25 protein-coding genes and 1 riboswitch are annotated in these 20795 nt (G+C 47.9%); of the genes, 12 read left to right on the top strand and 13 right to left on the bottom strand.

Features of this window, described 5'->3' with window-relative positions:
• Positions 1-3 precede the first annotated feature (3 nt).
• Together MJB10_RS19215 and MJB10_RS19220 are read right to left on the bottom strand one after the other, a co-directional pair.
• On the bottom strand, positions 4-309 hold the full coding sequence (locus tag MJB10_RS19215; RefSeq protein ID WP_314797315.1) for a hypothetical protein: 306 nt from the start codon (positions 307-309) through the stop codon (positions 4-6).
• A 106-nt stretch (positions 310-415) separates the two neighbouring features.
• A riboswitch (cyclic di-GMP riboswitch) is annotated at positions 416-510 on the bottom strand.
• A 113-nt stretch (positions 511-623) separates the two neighbouring features.
• Positions 624-1847, bottom strand: coding sequence for an MDR family MFS transporter (locus tag MJB10_RS19220; RefSeq protein WP_314797317.1), 1224 nt, complete (start codon positions 1845-1847; stop codon positions 624-626).
• 200 nt (positions 1848-2047) lie between these two features.
• On the opposite strand from MJB10_RS19220, the gene MJB10_RS19225 reads away from it, so the two are divergent.
• Together MJB10_RS19225 and MJB10_RS19230 are read left to right on the top strand one after the other, a co-directional pair.
• A complete protein-coding gene (locus MJB10_RS19225; protein WP_314797319.1) occupies positions 2048-2938 on the top strand; it encodes a TIGR01777 family oxidoreductase in 891 nt (296 codons plus the stop codon).
• A gap of 66 nt (positions 2939-3004) precedes the next feature.
• On the top strand, positions 3005-3499 hold the full coding sequence (locus MJB10_RS19230; protein ID WP_314797320.1) for a glutathione peroxidase: 495 nt from the start codon (positions 3005-3007) through the stop codon (positions 3497-3499).
• Positions 3500-3560: 61 nt separating this feature from the next.
• On the opposite strand, the gene MJB10_RS19235 is transcribed toward MJB10_RS19230, so the two are convergent.
• Together MJB10_RS19235 and MJB10_RS19240 are read right to left on the bottom strand one after the other, a co-directional pair.
• Positions 3561-3785: a DUF1450 domain-containing protein gene (locus MJB10_RS19235; RefSeq protein WP_314797322.1), complete on the bottom strand. Its 225-nt coding sequence runs from the start codon at positions 3783-3785 to the stop codon at positions 3561-3563.
• Entirely contained in the window at positions 3785-4087 is a 303-nt protein-coding gene (locus tag MJB10_RS19240; protein ID WP_314797323.1) for a HesB/IscA family protein, read from the bottom strand. The genes MJB10_RS19235 and MJB10_RS19240 overlap by 1 nt, the downstream gene beginning before the upstream one ends.
• Positions 4088-4312: 225 nt before the next feature.
• On the opposite strand from MJB10_RS19240, the gene MJB10_RS19245 reads away from it, so the two are divergent.
• From MJB10_RS19245 to ytvI, 3 genes are read left to right on the top strand one after another with little or no spacing between them, the layout of a single operon-like run.
• Positions 4313-4672 (top strand): winged helix-turn-helix transcriptional regulator, encoded by a 360-nt coding sequence (locus MJB10_RS19245; RefSeq protein WP_314797325.1) that lies wholly within the window; start codon positions 4313-4315, stop codon positions 4670-4672.
• Positions 4673-4707: 35 nt separating this feature from the next.
• The gene (gene map, locus MJB10_RS19250) at positions 4708-5454 is read left to right on the top strand and encodes a type I methionyl aminopeptidase (RefSeq protein ID WP_314797327.1); all 747 of its coding nucleotides are present in this window, start codon (positions 4708-4710) and stop codon (positions 5452-5454) included.
• 18 nt (positions 5455-5472) lie between these two features.
• Positions 5473-6585 (top strand): sporulation integral membrane protein YtvI, encoded by a 1113-nt coding sequence (gene ytvI, locus MJB10_RS19255; RefSeq protein WP_314797328.1) that lies wholly within the window; start codon positions 5473-5475, stop codon positions 6583-6585.
• 78 nt (positions 6586-6663) lie between these two features.
• Here ytvI and MJB10_RS19260 read toward each other — a convergent pair whose 3' ends face one another.
• A complete protein-coding gene (locus MJB10_RS19260) occupies positions 6664-7443 on the bottom strand; it encodes an AraC family transcriptional regulator (protein WP_314797330.1) in 780 nt (259 codons plus the stop codon).
• Between the two features lie 123 nt (positions 7444-7566).
• On the opposite strand from MJB10_RS19260, the gene MJB10_RS19265 reads away from it, so the two are divergent.
• Positions 7567-9816 (top strand): FAD-dependent oxidoreductase, encoded by a 2250-nt coding sequence (locus MJB10_RS19265; protein WP_314797331.1) that lies wholly within the window; start codon positions 7567-7569, stop codon positions 9814-9816.
• Between the two features lie 255 nt (positions 9817-10071).
• On the top strand, positions 10072-10251 hold the full coding sequence (locus MJB10_RS19270; protein ID WP_314797333.1) for a hypothetical protein: 180 nt from the start codon (positions 10072-10074) through the stop codon (positions 10249-10251).
• A gap of 506 nt (positions 10252-10757) precedes the next feature.
• On the opposite strand, the gene MJB10_RS19280 is transcribed toward MJB10_RS19270, so the two are convergent.
• The 4 genes from MJB10_RS19280 to MJB10_RS19295 form a co-directional block, all read right to left on the bottom strand.
• Positions 10758-11642: a M14 family metallopeptidase gene (locus tag MJB10_RS19280; protein WP_314797337.1), complete on the bottom strand. Its 885-nt coding sequence runs from the start codon at positions 11640-11642 to the stop codon at positions 10758-10760.
• A 105-nt stretch (positions 11643-11747) separates the two neighbouring features.
• Positions 11748-12557 (bottom strand): glutamate racemase, encoded by an 810-nt coding sequence (gene racE, locus MJB10_RS19285; RefSeq protein ID WP_314797339.1) that lies wholly within the window; start codon positions 12555-12557, stop codon positions 11748-11750.
• A gap of 121 nt (positions 12558-12678) precedes the next feature.
• Positions 12679-13671: a polysaccharide deacetylase family protein gene (locus MJB10_RS19290; protein ID WP_314797341.1), complete on the bottom strand. Its 993-nt coding sequence runs from the start codon at positions 13669-13671 to the stop codon at positions 12679-12681.
• A gap of 89 nt (positions 13672-13760) precedes the next feature.
• Complete coding sequence (locus MJB10_RS19295) at positions 13761-14180, bottom strand: disulfide oxidoreductase (RefSeq protein ID WP_314797343.1); 420 nt, start codon at positions 14178-14180, stop codon at positions 13761-13763.
• Between the two features lie 208 nt (positions 14181-14388).
• On the opposite strand from MJB10_RS19295, the gene MJB10_RS19300 reads away from it, so the two are divergent.
• The 3 genes from MJB10_RS19300 to MJB10_RS19310 all read left to right on the top strand — a co-directional run bounded on the left by MJB10_RS19300 (position 14389) and on the right by MJB10_RS19310 (position 16291).
• On the top strand, positions 14389-14895 hold the full coding sequence (locus tag MJB10_RS19300; RefSeq protein ID WP_314797344.1) for a helix-turn-helix domain-containing protein: 507 nt from the start codon (positions 14389-14391) through the stop codon (positions 14893-14895).
• A complete protein-coding gene (locus MJB10_RS19305; RefSeq protein ID WP_314797346.1) occupies positions 14892-15047 on the top strand; it encodes a hypothetical protein in 156 nt (51 codons plus the stop codon). Before MJB10_RS19300 ends, MJB10_RS19305 begins: the two co-directional genes overlap by 4 nt.
• Positions 15048-15175: 128 nt before the next feature.
• Positions 15176-16291, top strand: coding sequence for a phosphodiester glycosidase family protein (locus MJB10_RS19310; protein WP_314797348.1), 1116 nt, complete (start codon positions 15176-15178; stop codon positions 16289-16291).
• 73 nt (positions 16292-16364) lie between these two features.
• Here MJB10_RS19310 and MJB10_RS19315 read toward each other — a convergent pair whose 3' ends face one another.
• Both MJB10_RS19315 and MJB10_RS19320 read right to left on the bottom strand, forming a co-directional pair.
• Positions 16365-16748 carry a YtxH domain-containing protein gene (locus tag MJB10_RS19315; protein WP_314797349.1) on the bottom strand — a complete coding sequence of 128 codons (384 nt, stop codon included), beginning with the start codon at positions 16746-16748 and terminating at the stop codon, positions 16365-16367.
• A gap of 14 nt (positions 16749-16762) precedes the next feature.
• On the bottom strand, positions 16763-17209 hold the full coding sequence (locus MJB10_RS19320) for a DUF948 domain-containing protein (protein WP_314797351.1): 447 nt from the start codon (positions 17207-17209) through the stop codon (positions 16763-16765).
• A 363-nt stretch (positions 17210-17572) separates the two neighbouring features.
• Between MJB10_RS19320 and MJB10_RS19325 the strand changes: the two genes are divergently transcribed.
• Positions 17573-18208 carry a bifunctional 4-hydroxy-2-oxoglutarate aldolase/2-dehydro-3-deoxy-phosphogluconate aldolase gene (locus MJB10_RS19325; protein WP_314797353.1) on the top strand — a complete coding sequence of 212 codons (636 nt, stop codon included), beginning with the start codon at positions 17573-17575 and terminating at the stop codon, positions 18206-18208.
• 67 nt (positions 18209-18275) lie between these two features.
• Here MJB10_RS19325 and MJB10_RS19330 read toward each other — a convergent pair whose 3' ends face one another.
• Positions 18276-18905 carry a helix-turn-helix transcriptional regulator gene (locus MJB10_RS19330; protein ID WP_314797355.1) on the bottom strand — a complete coding sequence of 210 codons (630 nt, stop codon included), beginning with the start codon at positions 18903-18905 and terminating at the stop codon, positions 18276-18278.
• Positions 18906-18987: 82 nt separating this feature from the next.
• A complete protein-coding gene (locus tag MJB10_RS19335; RefSeq protein WP_314797357.1) occupies positions 18988-19419 on the bottom strand; it encodes a DUF86 domain-containing protein in 432 nt (143 codons plus the stop codon).
• A 268-nt stretch (positions 19420-19687) separates the two neighbouring features.
• Between MJB10_RS19335 and MJB10_RS19340 the strand changes: the two genes are divergently transcribed.
• Positions 19688-20785 (top strand): acyltransferase, encoded by a 1098-nt coding sequence (locus MJB10_RS19340; RefSeq protein ID WP_314797358.1) that lies wholly within the window; start codon positions 19688-19690, stop codon positions 20783-20785.
• The last annotated feature ends 10 nt before the right edge of the window (positions 20786-20795 follow it).

The following is a 20795-nucleotide window of genomic DNA, read 5'->3' on the forward strand; positions in this document are numbered from 1 at the left end:
CGCCTAGATAGGCTGAACCGCTCTTAATTTGGAAGTCAGGCATTGAAAAAGTCTAGTTAAAAAACCTTCGATTTGCGACATTGGGGGCATTTTCACCGATAGCTTAACTTCGCCCTTCCAATAAAAAATGAGAATGCTGTTGTTTCTTCCGTGAAACAATTCAACGTCCCAGCAAGTTTCGTTAAGTGCGTACTCTTCGCGGTTAATCATCAGTTTCGGTCCATCCGTGGATGGCACCAAACGAGCAACATGGTTTCCGCATAATGAGGTAGCTTTTTGTTCTTCCTGTGGGTGATGATCCAATTTCATGCTGAGTGAGCCTCCTGTTTACAATTTTTTAATATCGAAATTATGACAGAGAAAAACCCCACCAAGGGGATCCGAATTAGTGGGGTTCTGAATGAATTCCCAATCTTTCGGCGGCTGGCTGGCTGCTTGTCCCTAAGCAGGAGAAGTAAAGCCCCTGTAGCTTTGCGTCACTGGCTTTCGCCAGCTTTGCCTTTGTCGAGATGACGTGCAAGCAAATAGTTAGATAAAGCGTAATGTTGATCTTTATACTCTCAAGAATAAGGGAAGTCGTTCACAATTCGAATAGTTCCATGGAACCATTTTTACGAAATCCATCAAAAAACTTGCATTTTCGACGAACTTTTTACCGAAATATGACGTTTCGTGCCCCTCCAGTAGAAAATCGAGCCAACCATCGACAAAATTGCAATGAGAAGAAACAGCGTTTTCCCGCCAAAAGACACAAGCAAGAAGCCGCCGATCCAAGGCCCCATAAAGTGGCCCAGATTCGTTAATGTTTGCGCCCCGAAATAGGTACCTCGCATGTTCTCTGGAGCAAGCTTATCAATCAGCAGATTAGCGGCTGGATAATTCAAAATTTCACCAAAGGTGAAAATACCCATGGAGATGATGAGCCAAGTCAGCGAATGCGAGAAGGCAAATCCCACATCACCGAGTGCAAACATGATGTTGCCAACGATGATCGCGGTTAACGGGGGATACTTCTCAGCCCACTTACCAAGCGGAATCTGCATGGCAATCACGACAATCGCATTGGCGCTCATGAGCACCGCGAACATGTTGACACCATTGGTGAAATCCATCTGAAGATACTGGGAGAGTGTTACCATAACCTGCGAGTAGCCAATCGCCCCAATGATGCCGCCGATGATGTACAAACGGAAAGTCATGTCTTTGCGAATGACATTCCATGCCGATCCGAACGTTATCTTCGACTTCTTCTCCCCTTCAATTTGCTTGATGCCAAATTTAATGAGGAGCGCGTACAACGTAATGCCGTAAATTAAATAAATAACGCCTGTCAGCAGAAAAGGCAGCGCACCGTTCATCGTCGCAAAAAAAGCGCCGAGCAGCGGGCCGACAGCCACACCGATGTTAATCGCCATATAGCGCAGCGAGAACACTTGTCTCCGCTTCGCAGGTTCCGTTAAATCAGCCATTAACGCTTGAGACACTGGCTCATAGAACGAGCGGCACAACCCATTGAGCATGTTCAACAGCATAAACAGAACAGGCAGCTTCACAATGCCAAAACCTAAGAAGACGAAGCCCCATCCGAAAAGTGCCCCAAGCATGATGACACGTCGACCAAATCGGTCAGATAACGTACCACCTACAAATCCGCCTACTGTTCCTGCCAACGCACCCATCCCAATGACAATCCCGATCAAACTTGGGCTCATATCCGAGTGTTTAGCCAAATAGATAGCGAGGAACGGCAAACTCATTGAAGAAGCTGCCCTAGCCATAACCGTGCCCAAAATTAATGTATGTACAATCGGATGATAGGCATGTAGAAATTGACGTACACGATTCATGTGCTCGCGCTCCCTTCATGGTTGAAGATGAATCAAATAATTACCAATGGTTAATAAATACACACCGAAGACTTATTATACACGAAAAAGCGAGAATGGTGTCGTTATTTTGCAAACGAATGAATGCCATCATGATCACAAATCTGCCATTGGTAATGATTGGATGAACTCTTTATACTGATTGTATGGAGGTGTTTCCGATGAAAATAGCAATCACAGGCGGCAGCGGCTTTATCGGTAAACGATTAATCGCTTATTGGTTAGAACAAGGTTACGAGCTAATTAACATTTCACGTTCCTCTGCTACCCGTATCCCAGGTGTAACAACGGTTACTTGGGATGATCTGAAGATGAAGCCCGATACCCTACAAGGGCTGCATGCCATTGTCAACTTAGCTGGCGAATCGATCAGTCAGCGGTGGACAGCGGCGGCCAAATCTCGTATCATTCAGTCCCGCTTAGACGCAGCGGCTAACGTTGCCAAACTCGTTGCAAGTATGGACGTGAAGCCGCGTGTCGTTGTGAATGCATCCGGGATGTCCTATTACGGAACGTCAGAAACGGACACTTTCGACGAGACTAGCCCATTCCGAAACACGGATTTCTTAGCATCCGTTGTTAAGCAGTGGGAGCATGCCGCCGATCAAATCCAAGGAACTCGCGTGGTGAAAGTTCGTGTTGGACTTGTGCTGGATAACCTCGAAGGCGCTTTTCCGAAAATGGCTTTGCCTTATAAGCTTGGTGTTGGAGGTACCGTCGGCAGCGGCAGACAATGGATGTCATGGATCCATATCGATGACATGGTGCGTTTAATTGATTTCTGCGTAGATCACGATGATATTGAAGGTCCTGTCAACGCAACGGCTCCCAATCCCGTGACGAATCAACAATTTGGACGTACATTGGCGACTGTTATGAGAAGACCGAATATATTCCCAGTTCCAGCCTTCATGATGAAGCTATTGTTCGGCGAGCTCTCCGTGCTATTGTTGGAGGGTCAGAAGGTCCTGCCTCGGGTTTTACAGCAGCATGGTTTCGTATGGAAGTTCCCGCAGCTCCAAGAGGCGCTGGCCCAATTGATGAAAAAATAACTTTTCTTTTCAATTAAAATTGTGTACAATTTAATTATGTCAAATACAATTAAAGGTTGTGAGCCTATGAGCATTCATCAATTTCAAGTCCGCACGATCCGCGGTGAAGAGAAATCGCTTGCCGATTACAACAATCAGGTTCTGCTCATTGTCAACACGGCAACCAAATGCGGGTTTGCCCCTCAGTTTAAGGGGCTTCAAGAACTCCATGATACGTACAAAGATCAAGGCTTTAGCGTGCTTGGCTTCCCTTGCAACCAATTCAAAGATCAAGAGCCAGGCAATGACGCACAAGTGGAGCAAGCATGCCAATTAAACTTCGGTGTCAATTTCCCGCTTTTCTCCAAAATTGATGTGAATGGCGCGGATGCGCACCCGTTATACAAATATCTGAAAAGCAAAGCCCCTGGCTTATTCGGTTCAGGCATTAAATGGAATTTCACGAAATTCCTCGTCGATCAGAATGGTCAAGTCATTAAACGATTCTCACCTACGACGAAACCGCAAAAGATCGAGGCATACGTACGCAAGCTGCTTGCCAAGACCGCTGTTCACGCATAATCACAAGCCATCTCTATCGCTTAAAGAAGCATAAAAGCATCCGCCACGAGGGCGGATGCTTTTATTTTTTCACATATTTCTTGGCTTTCTCAATGGCTTCATCTTCTGTTTCGCCTGTAATGTAGCGGCCGTTAATAAAAATAAATGCATACCTTTGACATGGACCGCAATACGATTTGCAAGCGACTTTGACTTCCGTACCAGGTGCAATCACATCAATTTTGGCTAGGGCCGTTTTCACCTTCATGTGTTTGCACTTGTCACAAATGCGAATATCGTTGCGCATTAGTGGTCTCCGTGATTCCCCTTGCTAGGGTTAGTAATCATGAAGCCCTCTTCCGGTGTGTAGAAGTAGTCAATACGAACACCATCCAGCAGCGGCTCGGATTGATCAAGAAGAACGTCAATGCCTTTATCGGTGGTAACTACAACGTCATTAGGAGTTTTATCGTCAAGACCCAAACCATAGTGAGCGTGATCACCATGTTTATGCGTCACTTGAACACGAACTGATAAACCTTGGTTTTCTTCTTTATTAAGCTCCAATTGAAGTACTTTTGCTGCATTGCGAGAAATTTTGACTTTCATATGTACACATCTCCTGAAACGATAAATTTTAATTCTATTGTAAAGAATCTACGCCATGAAATCAACCTGCTCTCAACATGTCCAAATTGTTCCCTTCTATTGCCAAAACTACGTAGGAACTTTAAAATAAGAAGCAGTATGTGCATTTGCACCTTATTATCGTTTCTTAACCTACTTACCTTAAGGTAAGTATGTATTTGACTTTGGATGAAAGGAAGCGGTCTTATGTCTACGTTAGAAAATGAAAAAGTCGCTCCACTCAGCAATTATGTGCCTAAAATCCCCAAGGAAATTGAATGCTCTATTGAACGAACGCTGGAAGTCATCGGCGGTAAATGGGCTTTTCTCGTCCTACGCGAATTGTTTTCTGGCACGAAGCGTTTCGGCGAACTGCAGCGTCAAATTGTTGGCATCTCCCCGAAATCGCTAACAGACATTCTTCGCCACCTTGAAGAACATGGCGTTCTGGAGCGGATGGCGTTTCCTACGGTTCCCGTAACTGTCGAGTATACGTTGACACCAAAAGGGCAGGATCTGCATCAAATTATTAAAGAAATGAAGCTTTGGTCCGCAAAATGGACATAATCATGAATTAGGGACCTTATTGAGGAGTGAACGTGATGATTACTATCAAAACTAAAGAACAAATTCAAGCCATGGGTAAAGCGGGCCGCATTCTGGCGGATTGTCATAAAGAAATTGCCAAAATGATCCGCCCTGGGATCACAACATGGGAAATCGACCAATTCGTTGAAGGCTTCCTAGCTAAAAACGGTGCAACACCTGAGCAAAAAGGGTACCACGGCTACCCCTACGCGACTTGCGCATCAGTCAATGATGTCATCTGCCACGGCTTCCCAAAGAAAGAGCCGCTAAATGACGGAGATATTGTGACGATTGATATGGTCGTTCGCATTGATGGCTGGCTGGCTGATTCAGCATGGTCCTACGCCGTAGGCAACATTTCACCAACCGCAGAAAAGCTGTTGACCGTCACGAAAGAAGCGCTTTACAAAGGCATTGAGAAAGCGGTTGTCGGCAATCGCATCGGCGATGTCTCCCATGCGATTCAAGTATACGCGGAGTCACAAGGCTTCTCGGTCGTTAGAGACTTCATCGGTCACGGCATTGGCGCCGAGATGCATGAAGAGCCGCAAGTGCCGCATTACGGACCAGCAGGCAAAGGGCCGCGCATTAAAGAAGGCATGGTTTTCACGATTGAACCGATGCTGAACGTCGGGAAATATCATTCCAAGGTTGACCAAGATGGATGGACAGCAAGAACGTACGATGGAAGCCTTTCAGCCCAGTATGAGCATACAATTGCGATCACTAGTCAAGGACCGGTTATTTTGACGGAACAATAAGATCTGGAGGAACAGGGAATGCTCTCTTTTTACAAGAAATATTGGCGAACGGTTTTTGATATTGCGCTCATTGCACTTACCGTCTACTTATTCATGCTGTTATTCAGTTACCTATACGCTATCGCCACACCGATCTTTCTGGCTCTGATCATTTTCATGATGATCGAGCCTCTAGCTCGTTTCTTGCATCGAAGAGGGATGCGCAAATCGCTGGCTTCCGCCATATCGACCTTGCTCTTCGTGCTCGTTATACTTGGCGCGTTGGCAGGAGCCATCGTTATTTTCACCAGCCAGATTATGAGTTTAGTCGATAAAATCGACGATTATCAGGCCGTGTTCAACGATCAGATCATTCATCGCATCAGTGAGTTGAATAATCAATTCCAAACGCTGCCAACCGACGTTAGTGATAAAGCCAAGGAATACGCTGGGCAAATCGCAGGCAAGGCGTCTACCCTGCTTGTCGCTTTCCTTTCTGGACTGGTCGCTTCCTTGACCTCCTTCTCTACCTTCATGTTCAATTTCATCGTCGGAATCATCCTTGCCTACTTTTTAAGTATTGAAATTGAGTCATGGAAGCGGCTTGCAAGCGAGCAAACACCGAATACGTTCAAAGCGGCATTCTTTTTCCTTAGAGAGAATGTAGTGAAAGGGATCGTTTCGTATGTCAAAGCTCAGGCCAAGCTGATTACGTTAACCTTCATCGTGATTTTCATAGCGCTGCTTGTCTTAGATGTGAATAACGCTTTCTCGATTGCATTGCTATCTGGAATCTTCGATGTGCTGCCGCTGCTCGGCGTATCCACGTTATTCATTCCATGGATCATTTACTTGTTTATTGTCGGCAACACGACGCTCGCGATCTGGCTCAGCGCCTTATTACTGGTCGTTATTCTAGTCCGTCAAATTATGGAGCCGAAGATTACAGGTGAATCCCTTGGTGTATCCGCGTTTACAACGTTAGCGTTCATGATCGTTTCTCTGTCGTTGTTCGGCGTTGCAGGGGTCATTCTCTCCCCCGTACTGATTATTCTCATCAAAGCGCTGCACACGCAAGGGTATTTACAACGCTGGATTCGAAAACCAGAGAACGAATACACCGAAGGCACACTGCCATATACGGGTGATTAACACTTACATAACCTGATTGAAATAGCGAATACCCCCGAAACTTCCTCGTGAAGCGTTGGGGGTGTTGTTATGTCGGGATTAAACCCGAAACATGCTGCGATACACAGAGGGCGCCATCCCTACTTTTTGCGTGAAGATGCGACTTAAGTAAAAGCCATTCTCGTAACCGCATTGCGAGGCAATGACATCGAGAGTCAATGTTGTATTTTCCAAGTAATATCTGGCTCTAGTCATCCTTAAGTCACTAATAAAATCAGTGGGCGTTTGTCCAAACGCTTTGCGAAACTGGCGTGTGAATTGTACGGGTGTTAGTCCTAATCCGCTGGCCACTTCCAGCATGGATAATTCGCCGAAGGCTTGTCCTGTCAGCAAACTGCGTGCTCTGTTCATTTGCTCGTCTTGGATCGCTGCTGCTGCCTCAACCCTGACGTTCCGTTCCATACGAATCATGCGCAGCAGATCATTGACCAAATGCAGCTTATGCCCTGTACTCGCTTCATCCCACCCTTGTAACGTGCGCAAATAACGGTAATTCGAAGCGAGGCGTGACGTATCCGCTATACGAATTTTCCCCAACCAGTCCTCTTCCCCCTCCACACCTTCATCACGAATAAATTGGATAAAATGAAAGGTCAGCGGTTCTTTTGTTTTTCTTCGAAATACGCATCTTGGCGGACAAATGACAACGTCTCCGAACCTAGCTTCGCCTTTATCTCCCTTGATTTCATAGTCAAAACTTCCTTCTTCCACAGCAAATAAGGTCCAGCAGGCGTATTCGTCTCGCTCGTACATAAACTCTTTTTTCTGAACCCAGTAGACGTGGGAGAGAAGTTTTATTGCTGGATCTTGATAGGTCATATGTCACGTCCCTTTCACGTGAAATAAAGTATATGACAATTGTAACCCACTGTATGTTAAAAGGATATGTCCTATTTTAAAATGAAAGCAGAGACATTCTATACCTAGTGAGGTGCTCCTACTATGAAGCATGAAATTGTAATTTCGGATATAACCGTCATTGGCGGCGGGCTCGCGGGTGTTTGTGCAGCCATTGCTGCCGCCCGATTAGGTCAAACGGTGTCATTGGTCCAAAACCGACCTGTACTTGGCGGAAATGCCAGCAGTGAAATCCGTGTCTGGGTCTGCGGCGCGACCTCGCACGGTGTCCATCGCAATGCGCGTGAAACAGGCATCATGGGCGAATTGTTCATTGAAAATCAGTATCGCAATATCGATGGCAACCCGTATATCTGGGATTTAGTCGTATTGGAAAAGGTGAAGGCAGAGCCGAATATTACGTTGTTCCTCAATACCGATGTCCATGAAGTGGACGCTTCGGGGGATGAAACGAACCGCAGTATTGAAGCAGTCACGGGGTGGATGATGGGCTCGGAGCGTCGCATTCGTTTTGAAAGCCGCGTGTTCCTCGATTGTACAGGTGATGGTTTGGTCGGCTTTCTTGCAGGCGCCAAATTTCGAATTGGCCGTGAAGCTCAGAGCGAATTTCAGGAAGAATGGGCACCGCTCGTTCCCGATGATATCACACTTGGCAGCACTCTGCTGTTCTACACCAAAGATGCTGGACGTCCTGTAAAATATATCCCTCCTAGCTTCGCCAAAGATATTACGCAAACGTCAATCCCCATGAAACGTGTAATTCGCAGCGGCGATAATGGATGCGCGTATTGGTGGATTGAATGGGGCGGCGAGCATGATACCGTCCATGATAATGAGCGAATTCGTGACGAGCTATCCTCGGTCATCTATGGCATTTGGGACTATATCAAAAATTCGGGCAAATTCGATAGCGCGAATTTAACGTTGGAATGGATCGGTTCGATTCCTGGTAAAAGGGAATATCGCCGTTTTGTCGGCGATTATGTGCTCAATCAGAATGATGTGATTGCACAAGAGCTCTTCGAGGACCGCGTCGCCTTCGGCGGCTGGTCGATTGATTTGCACCCGCCTCAAGGTATGTATGCCACCGAGAAAGGCTCCAAGCACATGCATATGGACGGATCGTACCATATTCCTTTCCGTTCGCTCTATTCGACCAACGTGTCGAATATGTTGATGGCTGGACGCAATATTAGCGCGTCCCATGTCGCTTTTGGCACGACGCGCGTCATGGCGACGTGCGCGGTCATTGGCGAGGCGGCGGGTACAGGCGCCGCGCTCTGTGCAGCGAAGGGCGTGTCGCCGCGCGAGCTGTACCAGCAGCACTTGCAGGAGCTGCAGCAGACGCTGCTGCGGCAGGATGCGTCGATCCTCGGCGTCGCGAACCGCGACGAGGGTGATCTGGTGCGCAGCGCGGCGCTAAGCGCCTCCAGCACGCTGACGCAGCTTGCACTGGAGCAGTCAGCTGGCGTATGCCCGCTGAGGGCTGCAGTCGGGCTTCTGTTGCCCGTAGATCCGCGTCTAGACGGGTTGGAGTTGCTCTTGGATGCTGAGGCCGATACGGAGCTTACGGTTGAATTATGGCAGACAGGCAAGCCCCAGAACTATGTGCCGCAGGCGTTGGTCGCGTCCGTCACTGTGCCTGTTGGCGTGGGGGAGCAACAATGGGTGAAGTTGGGGCTGCAATGGGAACCGGAGCAAGCTCAGAACGCTTTCCTGGTGCTTAGAAGCAATCCTGTGCTGTCCGTTCATCTATCGGATCGCCCTAGAACCGGCGTGCTTTGTTTCAAGCATGATGTTTCCTCCGAGGACACTGTCGACTTCGGAGACATGCATCATACGCAGCCCGTCATCGACTGGAGTGCGAAGGACTTCTTGCGGAAGCCGATCTGCTTCCGACTTCTCTCGCCTACAGCCGCTTATGCTGCTGAGAAAGCGGCTGACGGTTACAAGCGGCCGTACGGCGGGCCGCATCTATGGTCTTCCGCGGGGCGAGGCGTGCTAGCGGAAGAGTGGTTGGAGGCGTCGTGGTCAGCGCCTCAAGCGATCCGTACTGTGCATATTACCTTCAATGATGACGTCAATGAAGATTTGATTAATTTGCATCATCACCGTACGGAGTTCGAGGTGATGCCTGAGCTAGTTCGAGACTACTCGGTGCAGGTTCGGGTGCTGGATGCTTGGGTGACCGTTGCGGAAGGCAATCAAAATCATACACGGCATCATGTCCATGTGCTCGACGAGACGGTTAGGGCTGACCGTCTGCGTGTTGTTGTCACCGCAACGAATGGATGCTCGCATGCGGAGATTGTCGAGCTCCGTTGTTATTCATAAGATCGATAAAGAACCGATTCTACCTCCTACACAGGGGTAAAATCGGTTCTTTTGGTACATACTGAGAAAGAGAGAAAAAGGCGAATTTTCTACGCTTCTACGCCCTGGGGCCTACTCAAAAATCTAGGACAAGCCGCTCCAAATAGTTGGAAAATAGGCATGAATTCCCCTTGTGTAACCTTACATGATGTGTTATATTAAAAGTGCGTAGAATCAATGTTTTCGCTTTTAAAAGCTGACATAGGAGTGATGAAAATGCCCGAAAATTTCGTTCAAATTCCTCATGGTGAAGAAATTATTCGTATTGAAATGACCGTTAAGGAAGCGCTTGCATTAACAGGCTCGAAATTCAATGCCAACCACAAGCTTGAGACCGACGCGCTCAAGAAAGTCAAACAAAGTCTAGCAGACAAACTACTCACACCCCATCATTAATCTATATACCAAGTCATGCTGAATGCCCTGTGGAGCTTGCTCCCAGGGCTTTTTATTTTGGGGCGCGGGTACGGGGGATGGCTGCTGAGACGCCCGTTTCGGGAGGCTCGGCGCCACCTTCCAGCGCCAGCACCCCCGCAAAAGAAAATCCGCCCCTCGGCATCGAGAGGCGGATCGCGTTTAATTTATTTTCCTTCTAGTTAGAATACATGGGACTCCTTTGCCAACTGCCCCTGGCTGCGACATCATAGATAAATAGCGCATACCTCGCGAGCATGGGGTTTTGCACACTGAGCACGTAGCGGACTCGACGATCCTCATCGTATACTGTGGACGGTTCGAGAGTTCCTTCTTCTTCTTGACTGACTTGCCTTTCCCTTTAGGTGGTGCCATATTCACGCCTCCCTGCAGCTTCCTCCCTCCAGTATATGAAGGCTGGGCTAATCGGTTCATGGCGTGAAGGGGAAACATATTCGTGCTAGCCTACTATTTCATATCTGCACCATTTAAATCTCCAAAGCCGTCAAAAGCAGCCGCACAAGTTCCTCATACAGCGACGCAAACGTCTCCACAGGCAGCGGATTTACGCCATACCCAACTTCGATCGTAAAGCCTGGCTTGCGAAAATGTTGGATGAACCAATCCTTATATCCCGCATCGCTGCCCGTCAGCTTGACGGCTTCATAGCCGCTGGCCTGCGCCAGCAGTAACGCGATATGTTCAGACTCAGGCGGCTCATAGTCGCGATAGTTCCAATAGATCTCTCTTCCCTGTGTATGCAGCGCAAGAACGCGTTCGAAGGCATGACTCTGGGTAAAATGTGCGAGTGCGACGGCCTCAGGTTCAGATAATGGCGCTTCTCCGCCATAATCTCGCTCACCTGGCCCTTCCCGCTCCCTCCTAGCCTTCTCTTCCTCCCAATGTGCAGGGAATTGATCATTGAGATCAACGCCGCGAATGTTCGCTTTCCAATTCAGAAATGAAATAGAACCTTCATTCCATGTCAGTAACGCATCGCGATACGGATGATCATCCGTCAACCCTTGCAGCACCAGTTCGACGCCATCGGGGTTCACCATTGGCACGACCCAGAGGGAATACTCGGATAGAATCCGTCTCACATTACGCTCCCGCCACGCCGTGCCGCGTGCATACGCACAGGCGAGATCCTCGACGAATTGCATCACTAGCGGCGCTGTAATCCATTCATTCGCATGCATCGCCGCATTGAAATGGATCTCTCGGGCACCCTGGCCGATGCGGAGGGCATATAAATTTCTCCCCATGACACTTTCGCCGATACAAGCGATGTGTAAGAAGGGATATATTTTGCCTAAACGATTCAACTCCTCACCCAGCGTCTCATACCCGTAACCTAGCACAAGGATCACCTCTCCCCACTCTTCTTTCGTATGGCTATTCTTATGCCCCTGTATAAGGAATCATGCGATACACAGCCCACAAAAAATAGACCCCTAAGGGTCTATGGTTATCGTTCAAATAAAATGAGGAACCTGCCACACAACAGGTAAGAAAGAGATATGTTCTCTGAGCCAGCTCTGCGCAATCTGCTTGAAAATATCAGGTGCACCGCTGCAAAAAAATTGATGAATAGGCACTTCACTCGAAGGTGTTAATAAGGCTCGCTGAGATAAAATGGTGCTAATATCTCTGGCCGTCTCTTCTGCCGAAGAAATTAAGTTTACTTGGGGGCCCATCACCTGGGAAATGGATTCCATAAGAAATGGATAATGCGTACAACCCAAAATTAAACAATCGATCGGCTTACCGATCAACGGTTGTAAAGACTGTTCCACGACACGGTAGGCACTATCAACATGGAACAGCCCTCTCTCAACAAAAGGTGCTAACAGCGGACACGCCTGACTGTAGACACGAATATCTGGTGATATCATTTTAAGAGCGTTCTCATACGCTTGACTTCGAATCGTGCCATCCGTCCCGATCACACCGATGATACCGCTTCGCGTCGTTTTAATTGCAGCCCTTGCCCCAGGGGTAATCACACCTACAACAGGGATCGAAACGCGGGCTCGAATATCCTCTATAGCGACAGCAGTTGCCGTATTGCAGGCAATGACAATCATCTTGGGATTGAACTGAAGTAAGTAATCTACAATTTGACGTGTAAAAAGACGAACTTCACTTGCAGCGCGGGGACCGTAGGGACTCCTGGCCGTATCTCCAAAATATATGATTTTTTCTTGCGGCAGCTGTCTCATTACTTCTTTGACTACAGTTAATCCTCCGACTCCGGAGTCCAGTATGGCTATCGCTTGCTGCACACATATCCGCTTCCTTTGCCGGTTAATGAATTATTCAACCACATGGTTAGAATATGTGCGGACAAGCTCAAAGGTACCAGTGGTACCTAACCAGATTGAATCCAATCTTGGCATTTCTCATTTATTTAGGCTCAAGGTCCGTTACAAGCCCGAATTCAAAGCCCCTCTTTTTGATTTCTTTACAAATCCGATCAAGCGCTTGCATGTTTTCAACCGCACCCTGATGCATCAGAATCACATTGCCCTCATGCAGATTATTCATGATATCGTTATAGGGATCATCCGCGCCATTCGCCCTAGGCTCCCAATCACGCATCGCCGTCGACCAGAACACGGAGGTATACCCCATCCCCGAAACGAGACTTAGATTATGCGCATTATAGTGCCCGTATGGGAAACGAAAATATTTGCCCACGTCTTTTCCAATAATTTGCTTATACAGCACCTCAAAATCGGTCACTTCTTTCCGAATTTGATCGTCAGTTAAGTCGTTAAAATCCGTATGTGTCATCGTATGGTTGGCTACAAAATGCCCGTCCGCTACGATCCGCTTTAAGTAGTCTGGATTCTTCTTAATATTGTTTCCTGTAATGAAGAAGTTCGCTTTCACGCCATTATCTTTCAACGACTTCAACATGAGATCTACCTCAATAAGTGGACCGCCTGCGTCAATCGTTAAATACACTTTCTTGCCTGTGCCGACCCAAACCGCTTTCTGATCGTGTGTAAAAGACTTCGTTTCCTTCGGAAAATCAGGCACTTGCCCTGTTTTCTTCTTCATATAGTACCAAGAATAAGGCGTTCGGTCGGCGGGCAGCGGTTTGGCTTTGGCCGTATTCGGCGTGGCAGACGATTGCGGCGCTGCGCTTGGCACTGGCGACTCCACAAGCTTCGCTGCAGCACTCGGCGCTGGCGTCAGAACAGGCGATGGTGTTGGCTTGGGTGCAGGGGACGGGATTGGCGTTGAAGATTGAGAAGGGATCACGGTCGGTAATGGTGAAACTTTCGCAGGGTTATGGTTCGTAATAGGAGCTGACAGGCTTTTGTCTGCACAGCCAACCAGCGATATGCTCAGCAAGATTAGCAGTGCAGCTTTATGGGTAAATGTTGTCATACCGACACCTCGTTAAGGAATGAAATTGTTCTCATTCTTTTTCGACAGTGATAGACAAATTACCTGCCTTGGACCTCTATCATTCGGAGTTATTTCGTAGCGCGATACGTTAAGAATTGCAGGATTGTAATAAGGATAAAAGCAGTTCCAGCTAGCATGGGAATGGTAATAAATCCAAGCCAGTTCAAATAGTCCGTGTCACAAGCGATAGGGCCGCAACCCGTTCCCGTTTCTTTGAACACTCCCATTTGAAGTAGAACATGATACAAGGAGATGCACGCGCCCCAAATCGTTAACGGCAGCACATAAATCGTTAGTTTGTAGTCCCGTTTTACCGCAGCAATGCCTAGAATAACGACAAGCGGATACATCAAGATGCGTTGGTACCAGCACAATTTGCAAGGTGCTAAATGCATAATTTCCGAGAAATATAAACTTCCTAACGTTGCAACTAGGGCCACCAACCAGGATACATGCATGCCGTTGTCACGCAGCCATTTCTTTGACATTTAAGTCAACCCCTCTCTAACTATACCTATTATAAAAAAAGTAAGATCAGAAGTCACGGGATTGCTGAACTCTACCTACTAAAATCAGAAACGGCTTACGAATCCTATTAGAAAACCGTTGCCAACTCAGGTAATTCACACCATACCAAGTTCTAGCCGTTTCTATTTCATGCAAATTCAATTAAAATTAATAGATGGAGGGATAACGATGATGAAGCAATTTGAAGGATTCGGTAAGTTTCTAGAGAGTTTGCGAGGGAAGATGTCACTGCGCGAAGCAGCGTCTAAAAGCGGGCTGTCCCATGCTTATATCCGAGATTTAGAACTAGAGCGCAATCGATCCACGAACGAAAAAATTAAACCGTCCCCAGTCACCCTAAAAAAGCTGTCGGATGCTTATAAATATTCATATACAGAACTTATGGAGAAAGCTGGCTATCTGGAAAAGGAAAGCATTGAATGTGTCCGTTCACCGCTTTCACTGCCGTTGGAAGACATTTTATACATTGAGATCAGCTCTACCGAGCTGACCTACCACACCAGGATTGGCAACCGCAAAGTGCCTATGTTGTCCTTGTTGGACTTTAGCCATTTCCTTGATCAGTTGGAGGAGCATGATTTCAAGAAAATGGATGCGGACGTATTCGTTAATCTCTCCCATGTGAAGAGCTATCAACCGAAAGAGGGCAAGCTCTTTTTGACCCGCTCGGTGTGAGTACAAGCGTTACCATTGCGGCGTTCCGCCAAAAGAAATATCATGAACTTCTCCTGCGCCGAGTCGCTCAGAATACGGGCAAAGAAGTGGAGATTCCTTATAAAAGGAATCGTGTGATAGAGCCGCGGTTTGTGGCTGTTCATGGGAAGTAGTAAGAGGCGGGCCTCTTCAATCATATGTCAGGTACCAAAATCAGCTAATTTTCTGAAACTTTTCCCTTTTTCCTTCGTCTTATAGATGATGGGCGATTGAAATTTGGAAGAGAGGAACGTGCTGTACGATGGCGGTTCAACAAACAGTGTCCCGGCAGGAAGCGAACCTAACGAGAAAGCTGCGCAAACGTTCTGTCGGTTTACGATTTACGCTATACGCGATCCTAAGTTTTACGATACTTTCATTAGCAGCGCTTGGTTGGCTTTTCCTTTCTGCCTCAGGAACTGATCTGCGTTATATGATGGCAGACACGTTAATTACAACCCAGCACCGAGACTGGGCCAAATATGTCATTGGTTCATCGGAATTGCAGAAACGAGTCAACGCTTATTCTAAGAAATTTGATGAAATGGGTGTTGAGAAAGATCTAGGCCTGGTTCATATTGAACCTCAGCCTTCGGTAGCACCCACCGTTGTGAAGAAGGATTTGGTGACGATTGAGCCCATCTCCGGAACGAATTTCAAAGGGCATCTCGTCACGATTTCCGATCCCACGAAGCTTCGCATTGCTGTCCCTGAGAAGGCAGGCAAAGGTGAGAAGGTTTCGTCCATGGTTAAACGCACTGGCGCGGTGCTCGGCGTGAATGGCGGCGGATTTGTCGACCCGAATTGGGAGGGCAATGGCTTTCAACCTGAGGGCGTTGTTATCTCTGGCGGTAAGATTTTTTACAATGATAAGGGTATGAATGGTACGGTTTCAATTGTCGGAATCGATAAGATGGGCCGTATGATTGCTGGCAAATACAAGGTTTCTGAGCTGCTCGAAATGGGCGTACAAGAAGCAGTGTCGTTCAGCCCGCGCTTCATTGTCAATGGGGTCGGCCAAGTCAAAAGCCAAGCAGACGGCTGGGGTATTGCCCCGCGCACTTGCATGGCCCAAACGAAGGATGGTTCCATCCTGTTTGCGATTATTGACGGCAGACAGACGCACAGTATTGGCGCAACGCTGTATGATATTCAGGAAATTTTCTTAGCCCACGGCGCGATCACCGCGGCTAATTTGGACGGAGGCGCTTCTACCGTGCTTGTCCACAATAATGCGATTATCAATAAGCCTTCAAGCGAGTACGGTGAGCGTTATCTTCCTACAGCTTGGTTAGTATTTGAACATCCCGAAACAGCCGTTATTAAAAATGTATGGGAAGGGTTAGATATTAGTAAAATCGACCCGTCGAAGTGGTAATAGATCTTATGGATAAAAAGCAGAGTTCTCCTCCCAAGGAGCCCTCTGCTTTTTTCATTTGTGCGCCTAGCGCTTAGCGGCCTACAATGACCAGATCTTCCGCAGCTTCGGAAGCTTCGATATCGAGTTCGAGGTCCAGATCTTCCACCAGTTCTTCACTTACAGGTGCTTCCTTCCACGAGCGGACAGTGTCTACAACACTTGCCGCGGTGTCTTTCGCTTTGCTAACGAAATCTGTCGTAGTTGTACTTACGGTTTTGGCCGCGGCTTGCGTTTTTTGACTCACCGCAGTAGCAACTTGCACGGTTTTATCGCTGACAGCCGTTGCCCCTTGTGCAATGTCGCTGCGCAGCTCGCGACCTGATTTAGGCGCAAACAGCAGAGCAGCCGCTGCTCCAACTAAACCGCCGACGACAGCGCCGATGAGAAGATCCTTACCCTTTTTACCATTGGACATATGCTATCCACTCCTTAAAGTTCTGATTTCGCATTCCGATGCGCCTGCCATCTCTGCCATAGCTCCCACCCTGTTGTTGCCCATTCCATTGCGTCTTGGATACGCTTCTGGTGCGTATGTACAACCTTTTCCGCACCAAACATCGAATCGTTTATCAGACGTGACGCTTTACGCAGCGTGGATGCCACATCTCCAATAGCAGCGCCAGCCTTCTCTATGGATTGCCTACTCGGTTCTAACGCATGGAGCTGCATATGGACCTCCTCCGTAAGCTGCCCAATTTGCTTCATAAGATTCTCCGTATGCTCTGTTGTGTGCACAATTTCCTGCTTCACTTCCACAACCGAGTCTCCTAGCACACGAACAGTTCGCGTCGCCGTCACGAGGAAACGAATGATAAACAAAATAAGCACCAAACTGGCAACTGCCAAGCTAACGATACTAATCTCAATCCACGTCATGGGGGCACCTCCGATGAGCAATACGTGCAAGTTCAAAAAGTCGGCTTTCAGCACCGAGAAGGTTGCGAGAATGGGAAGAAGGAGTAGCGGAGTGTAGGCAAACCTACATGAGCAACGGACTTCGAAGGTGAACGCAAGATTCGATGTCGAAAATTCTTCTTGGCTTGCTTCGTGATCAAAGACGACTTTTTGAACAACCTCTATAAGCGGTAAGCGATGATGAGGCTTCTAGACGAATGCCTATGAATTACTACAGTATAGGTAAGTCGGGCTTGTCTTGACACAAACCTACTGGAAAAATTTCTGGAACCTGTCATAATAAAAATCAATGAATGCATGGAGATTAGGTGGGGGACTCATACTATGGAACGAGAACAAGGTATTCAAGAAATTGAACGTACACGGATTATCGCGATTGTTCGCGGTGTGAAGGAAGGGCATATTCTATCCGTAGCGGAAGCGTTATATAACGGTGGCGTGACCGTGATGGAAGTAACCCTGAACACACCGGGAGCACTATCCATGATTAACAGCCTTCAGACGCGATGGGGCGATCGGATGTTTATCGGGGCTGGCACCGTGCTGGACTTGGAAGATGCCAAACAAGCGGTTGAAGCAGGAGCGGCTTTCCTCGTGACACCGAATTTGGATGAAGAGGTTATTCGGTGGTCAAGCGAGCAAGGTGTCCCCATCTTCCCTGGCGCCATGACGCCAACTGAGGTCGTGAAAGCATGGAAAGCGGGAGCGACCGCTGTGAAAATATTCCCGAGCGCCAGCCTTGGGTTGCCATTCATCAAAGAGCTGATGGGACCATTGGACAAGATCCCGATGATGGCGGTCGGCGGTGTTACCGAGTCGAATATTAAACAATTCCTCGAAATCGGCTGCTATGGGCTCGGTATCGGCGGTTCATTGATTAATGTGAAAGAAATTGAAGCTGGTAATTTCGGCTGGATTACAGAGAAGGCTGTTAGATTATTGAGCGCTGCAAATATGTAAAGACAAGACTCACGCCGGTTGCCAAAAACAACACAAAAGGGTTAAGCAGCCACTCGCCGCTTAACCCTTATTTTTTACTTATGATATAAACGCATTTGCTCGCACCCTTGGCCAGGCACTCGGTACGCTCCACACTGGCATCCAGCAAGTTGCGAAACAAATTCAACTCACATTGGCACGCTTGTTGGTAGGTATTCGCTACTTTGGCGATCGGGCAATTATGCTCGCTCAGCACATAGCGGTCATCGCCTTCGTCCGTCCAATCAACCATGTAACCATTCTCATTCTGGATCTGTGCCAGCTCAGCTACACGCGCTTCCAAATCCTTGGCTTGCATGCGTGGCTGATAGCGAGCTTCCAATTTATCTTGTCTGCCTTCAAAAAGACGCTCAATTTTCGTTTGACCTTCGTCTTCCAAAAGCTCATCTAATAAATCCAACGTCAGCTGTAAGTATTTCTTGGGAAATAATTCGTCCGCCTGTGGCGCAAGTGTATAGACACTTGTTGGTCGTCCCATCGCTTGCCGCATCAATGTGGCTTCGAGCAAATTATCTTTTTCCATCGAATGAATGTGCCGTCGAACGGCCATTTCGGTGATGCCAAGCTGCTTGGCGATATCCTGCACGCTTAACGGTCCTTGCGTTTTGAGCATGGAAAGAATCACTTTTCGCGTTGACGTTTCTAGTGTTTGATTCACGCTCTCACCACCCTTAGACCTTGTTTAGGTCTCATTTTACAGCAACAAAGGCAATAAGTAAATTGAGTAACACGTATGCAGGTTACGCCAATTCACTCTTGATAAAAGCGCGAACGCTTGCCGCAAATTCTTCAAAAGCTGCTGGAATTTGCGCAATTAACGGATGAAGCGTCTCACGATTCCAATCCGCATAATCTTGTACAAGCGGCTTTCTGAGCTTCACCAACTCCAGCAGTGTCGCTTTCAAAGGCTCTGAATATGCACCTTCGCCATGAACGATCTCCAAGATATCTTCATAGCTGCTGGCATCTCTCAGAATAAAAGCATCGATCAGCAAGCTGCCAACGTCTGTAACGGTTTCAATCGCTAGATGCAGGACGCGCTCCTGGGCTAGCTGCCACACCAGGTCTCTTGATCCTTGCTCCCACCGCGCCACCAGCTGCTGGCTGGCCTCCGCCAACACGGATAGAAATTGAATACGCTGATCAATTTGTTCATGATTAATAAAATACATAATCTATCTCCGTCCTCTTTTTCGCCATTTCGTCCATACCAACATAGCAAAAAAAGTGATAATTACCAAAAATATGAGCAAAACCGCCTGCATTACATATTCATAACTCACGATCATTCACCCTCTTGATTCATCTCAATGTACATGCTATCAACAGTTTAGCTTGGGCAGATGACAGCGTCAAGCGCGGTCGCAGCCTAATCTGCCTGATTGTCCTACCTGCAGCGATCATGGTAAAGTGAATGTAGCGAATAAAAGGAGTTCGAGCATGGCATCCAAACCAAAACTTACAGAAATCGACATCGTGCGAGCGATCGCAATTATCGCTGTTGTGCTCATTCATGGCACGTCAGACGCGACCCTGCTAGCCGTAGGAACGGGCTCACAGGCCCTCTTTTTCATCCTCAATAAAGCTAGTTTATTTACAGTTCCCCTCTTCATCTGGATTAGCGGACTCGTATTGTTTTACTCGTATTACGACCGATGGGAGCCAGGTATGACAAGGGTATTTTGGGCAAAAAGACTGCAAAAAATCGTAATCCCCTATGTGTTATGGTCCATCTTTTACTATGTGTATAATCAGTGGATGTTTCATGGCACTGTGCATGTGGACGCTTGGTATCTGTTTAAACTGCTCCTATCCGGAAATGCCAGCTATCATCTCTACTATATGATCATTATTGTTCAGTTCTATGTGCTATTCCCGCTCGTGATGACGGCTGTCACCAAGTTCAAGCGTCTGAGCAAATGGCTGATTCCTCTAGGTATTGGCATTCAAGCTGCTTCGTACACCTTCCATCATTGGGTCGCACCGCTGCCTGAGTATGCCAGTCTATGTCTCAGTTACACGGCCATGTTCAGCTTCGGCGCCTACATGGGCATCTATTATAAGCAAATGCTGGCATGGGCGCTTCGTTTCAAAAGATGGCTGATCCCCCTTGCGCTCCTGTCGGGCGCTGCTTTTGTCGGCATGCTCTACCTGCAGCTTGAAATCGCCTCGTTTGACAATACGTTGATCGAGCTGACGCTGCTCGTCTATTGCCTGGCGATCCCGCTGCCCTGCGTGCTGTGGGCGCGCAGCCAAGTGGCGAGGGCGAGCCGCCATCATGCGAATACGAGCAGGAAAAATGCGAAGGCGAGCCGCCTCGCCACTAGCCTAAATGCCGTAGGCGCAGCCTCATTCGGCATTTATCTCGCGCACCCCGCGATCCTCACGCTGTGGGATCGCGTGCAGCCAGAGCCAGCGCCTGGGCGCATCTGGCTCTACGATGTGCACACCCTAGCAGCCGTCCTTATCGGGCTGCTAGGGGCGTGGGGGCTCGCGCGTGCATACGCGAGCCTAATGCAAAAAGGTTCCGCTCGCTAAGGAGCGGAAC

This window comes from Paenibacillus sp. MBLB1832, from assembly GCF_032271945.1.
Taxonomy (GTDB): Bacteria; Bacillota; Bacilli; order Paenibacillales; family NBRC-103111; genus Paenibacillus_E; species Paenibacillus_E roseopurpureus.

Coding starts and splice junctions, on each gene's coding strand:
- MJB10_RS19335 (WP_314797357.1), bottom strand. CDS start 19,419: ATGTATTTTATTAATCATGAACAAATTGATCAGCGTATTCAATTTCTA.
- MJB10_RS19300 (WP_314797344.1), top strand. CDS start 14,389: ATGATGAAGCAATTTGAAGGATTCGGTAAGTTTCTAGAGAGTTTGCGA.
- MJB10_RS19230 (WP_314797320.1), top strand. CDS start 3,005: ATGAGCATTCATCAATTTCAAGTCCGCACGATCCGCGGTGAAGAGAAA.
- map (WP_314797327.1), top strand. CDS start 4,708: ATGATTACTATCAAAACTAAAGAACAAATTCAAGCCATGGGTAAAGCG.
- MJB10_RS19320 (WP_314797351.1), bottom strand. CDS start 17,209: ATGACGTGGATTGAGATTAGTATCGTTAGCTTGGCAGTTGCCAGTTTG.
- MJB10_RS19240 (WP_314797323.1), bottom strand. CDS start 4,087: ATGAAAGTCAAAATTTCTCGCAATGCAGCAAAAGTACTTCAATTGGAG.
- MJB10_RS19290 (WP_314797341.1), bottom strand. CDS start 13,671: ATGACAACATTTACCCATAAAGCTGCACTGCTAATCTTGCTGAGCATA.
- MJB10_RS19260 (WP_314797330.1), bottom strand. CDS start 7,443: ATGACCTATCAAGATCCAGCAATAAAACTTCTCTCCCACGTCTACTGG.
- MJB10_RS19265 (WP_314797331.1), top strand. CDS start 7,567: ATGAAGCATGAAATTGTAATTTCGGATATAACCGTCATTGGCGGCGGG.
- MJB10_RS19340 (WP_314797358.1), top strand. CDS start 19,688: ATGGCATCCAAACCAAAACTTACAGAAATCGACATCGTGCGAGCGATC.
- MJB10_RS19315 (WP_314797349.1), bottom strand. CDS start 16,748: ATGTCCAATGGTAAAAAGGGTAAGGATCTTCTCATCGGCGCTGTCGTC.
- MJB10_RS19220 (WP_314797317.1), bottom strand. CDS start 1,847: ATGAATCGTGTACGTCAATTTCTACATGCCTATCATCCGATTGTACAT.
- MJB10_RS19325 (WP_314797353.1), top strand. CDS start 17,573: ATGGAACGAGAACAAGGTATTCAAGAAATTGAACGTACACGGATTATC.
- MJB10_RS19215 (WP_314797315.1), bottom strand. CDS start 309: ATGAAATTGGATCATCACCCACAGGAAGAACAAAAAGCTACCTCATTA.
- MJB10_RS19235 (WP_314797322.1), bottom strand. CDS start 3,785: ATGCGCAACGATATTCGCATTTGTGACAAGTGCAAACACATGAAGGTG.
- MJB10_RS19225 (WP_314797319.1), top strand. CDS start 2,048: ATGAAAATAGCAATCACAGGCGGCAGCGGCTTTATCGGTAAACGATTA.
- ytvI (WP_314797328.1), top strand. CDS start 5,473: ATGCTCTCTTTTTACAAGAAATATTGGCGAACGGTTTTTGATATTGCG.
- MJB10_RS19310 (WP_314797348.1), top strand. CDS start 15,176: ATGGCGGTTCAACAAACAGTGTCCCGGCAGGAAGCGAACCTAACGAGA.
- MJB10_RS19245 (WP_314797325.1), top strand. CDS start 4,313: ATGTCTACGTTAGAAAATGAAAAAGTCGCTCCACTCAGCAATTATGTG.
- MJB10_RS19295 (WP_314797343.1), bottom strand. CDS start 14,180: ATGTCAAAGAAATGGCTGCGTGACAACGGCATGCATGTATCCTGGTTG.
- MJB10_RS19270 (WP_314797333.1), top strand. CDS start 10,072: ATGCCCGAAAATTTCGTTCAAATTCCTCATGGTGAAGAAATTATTCGT.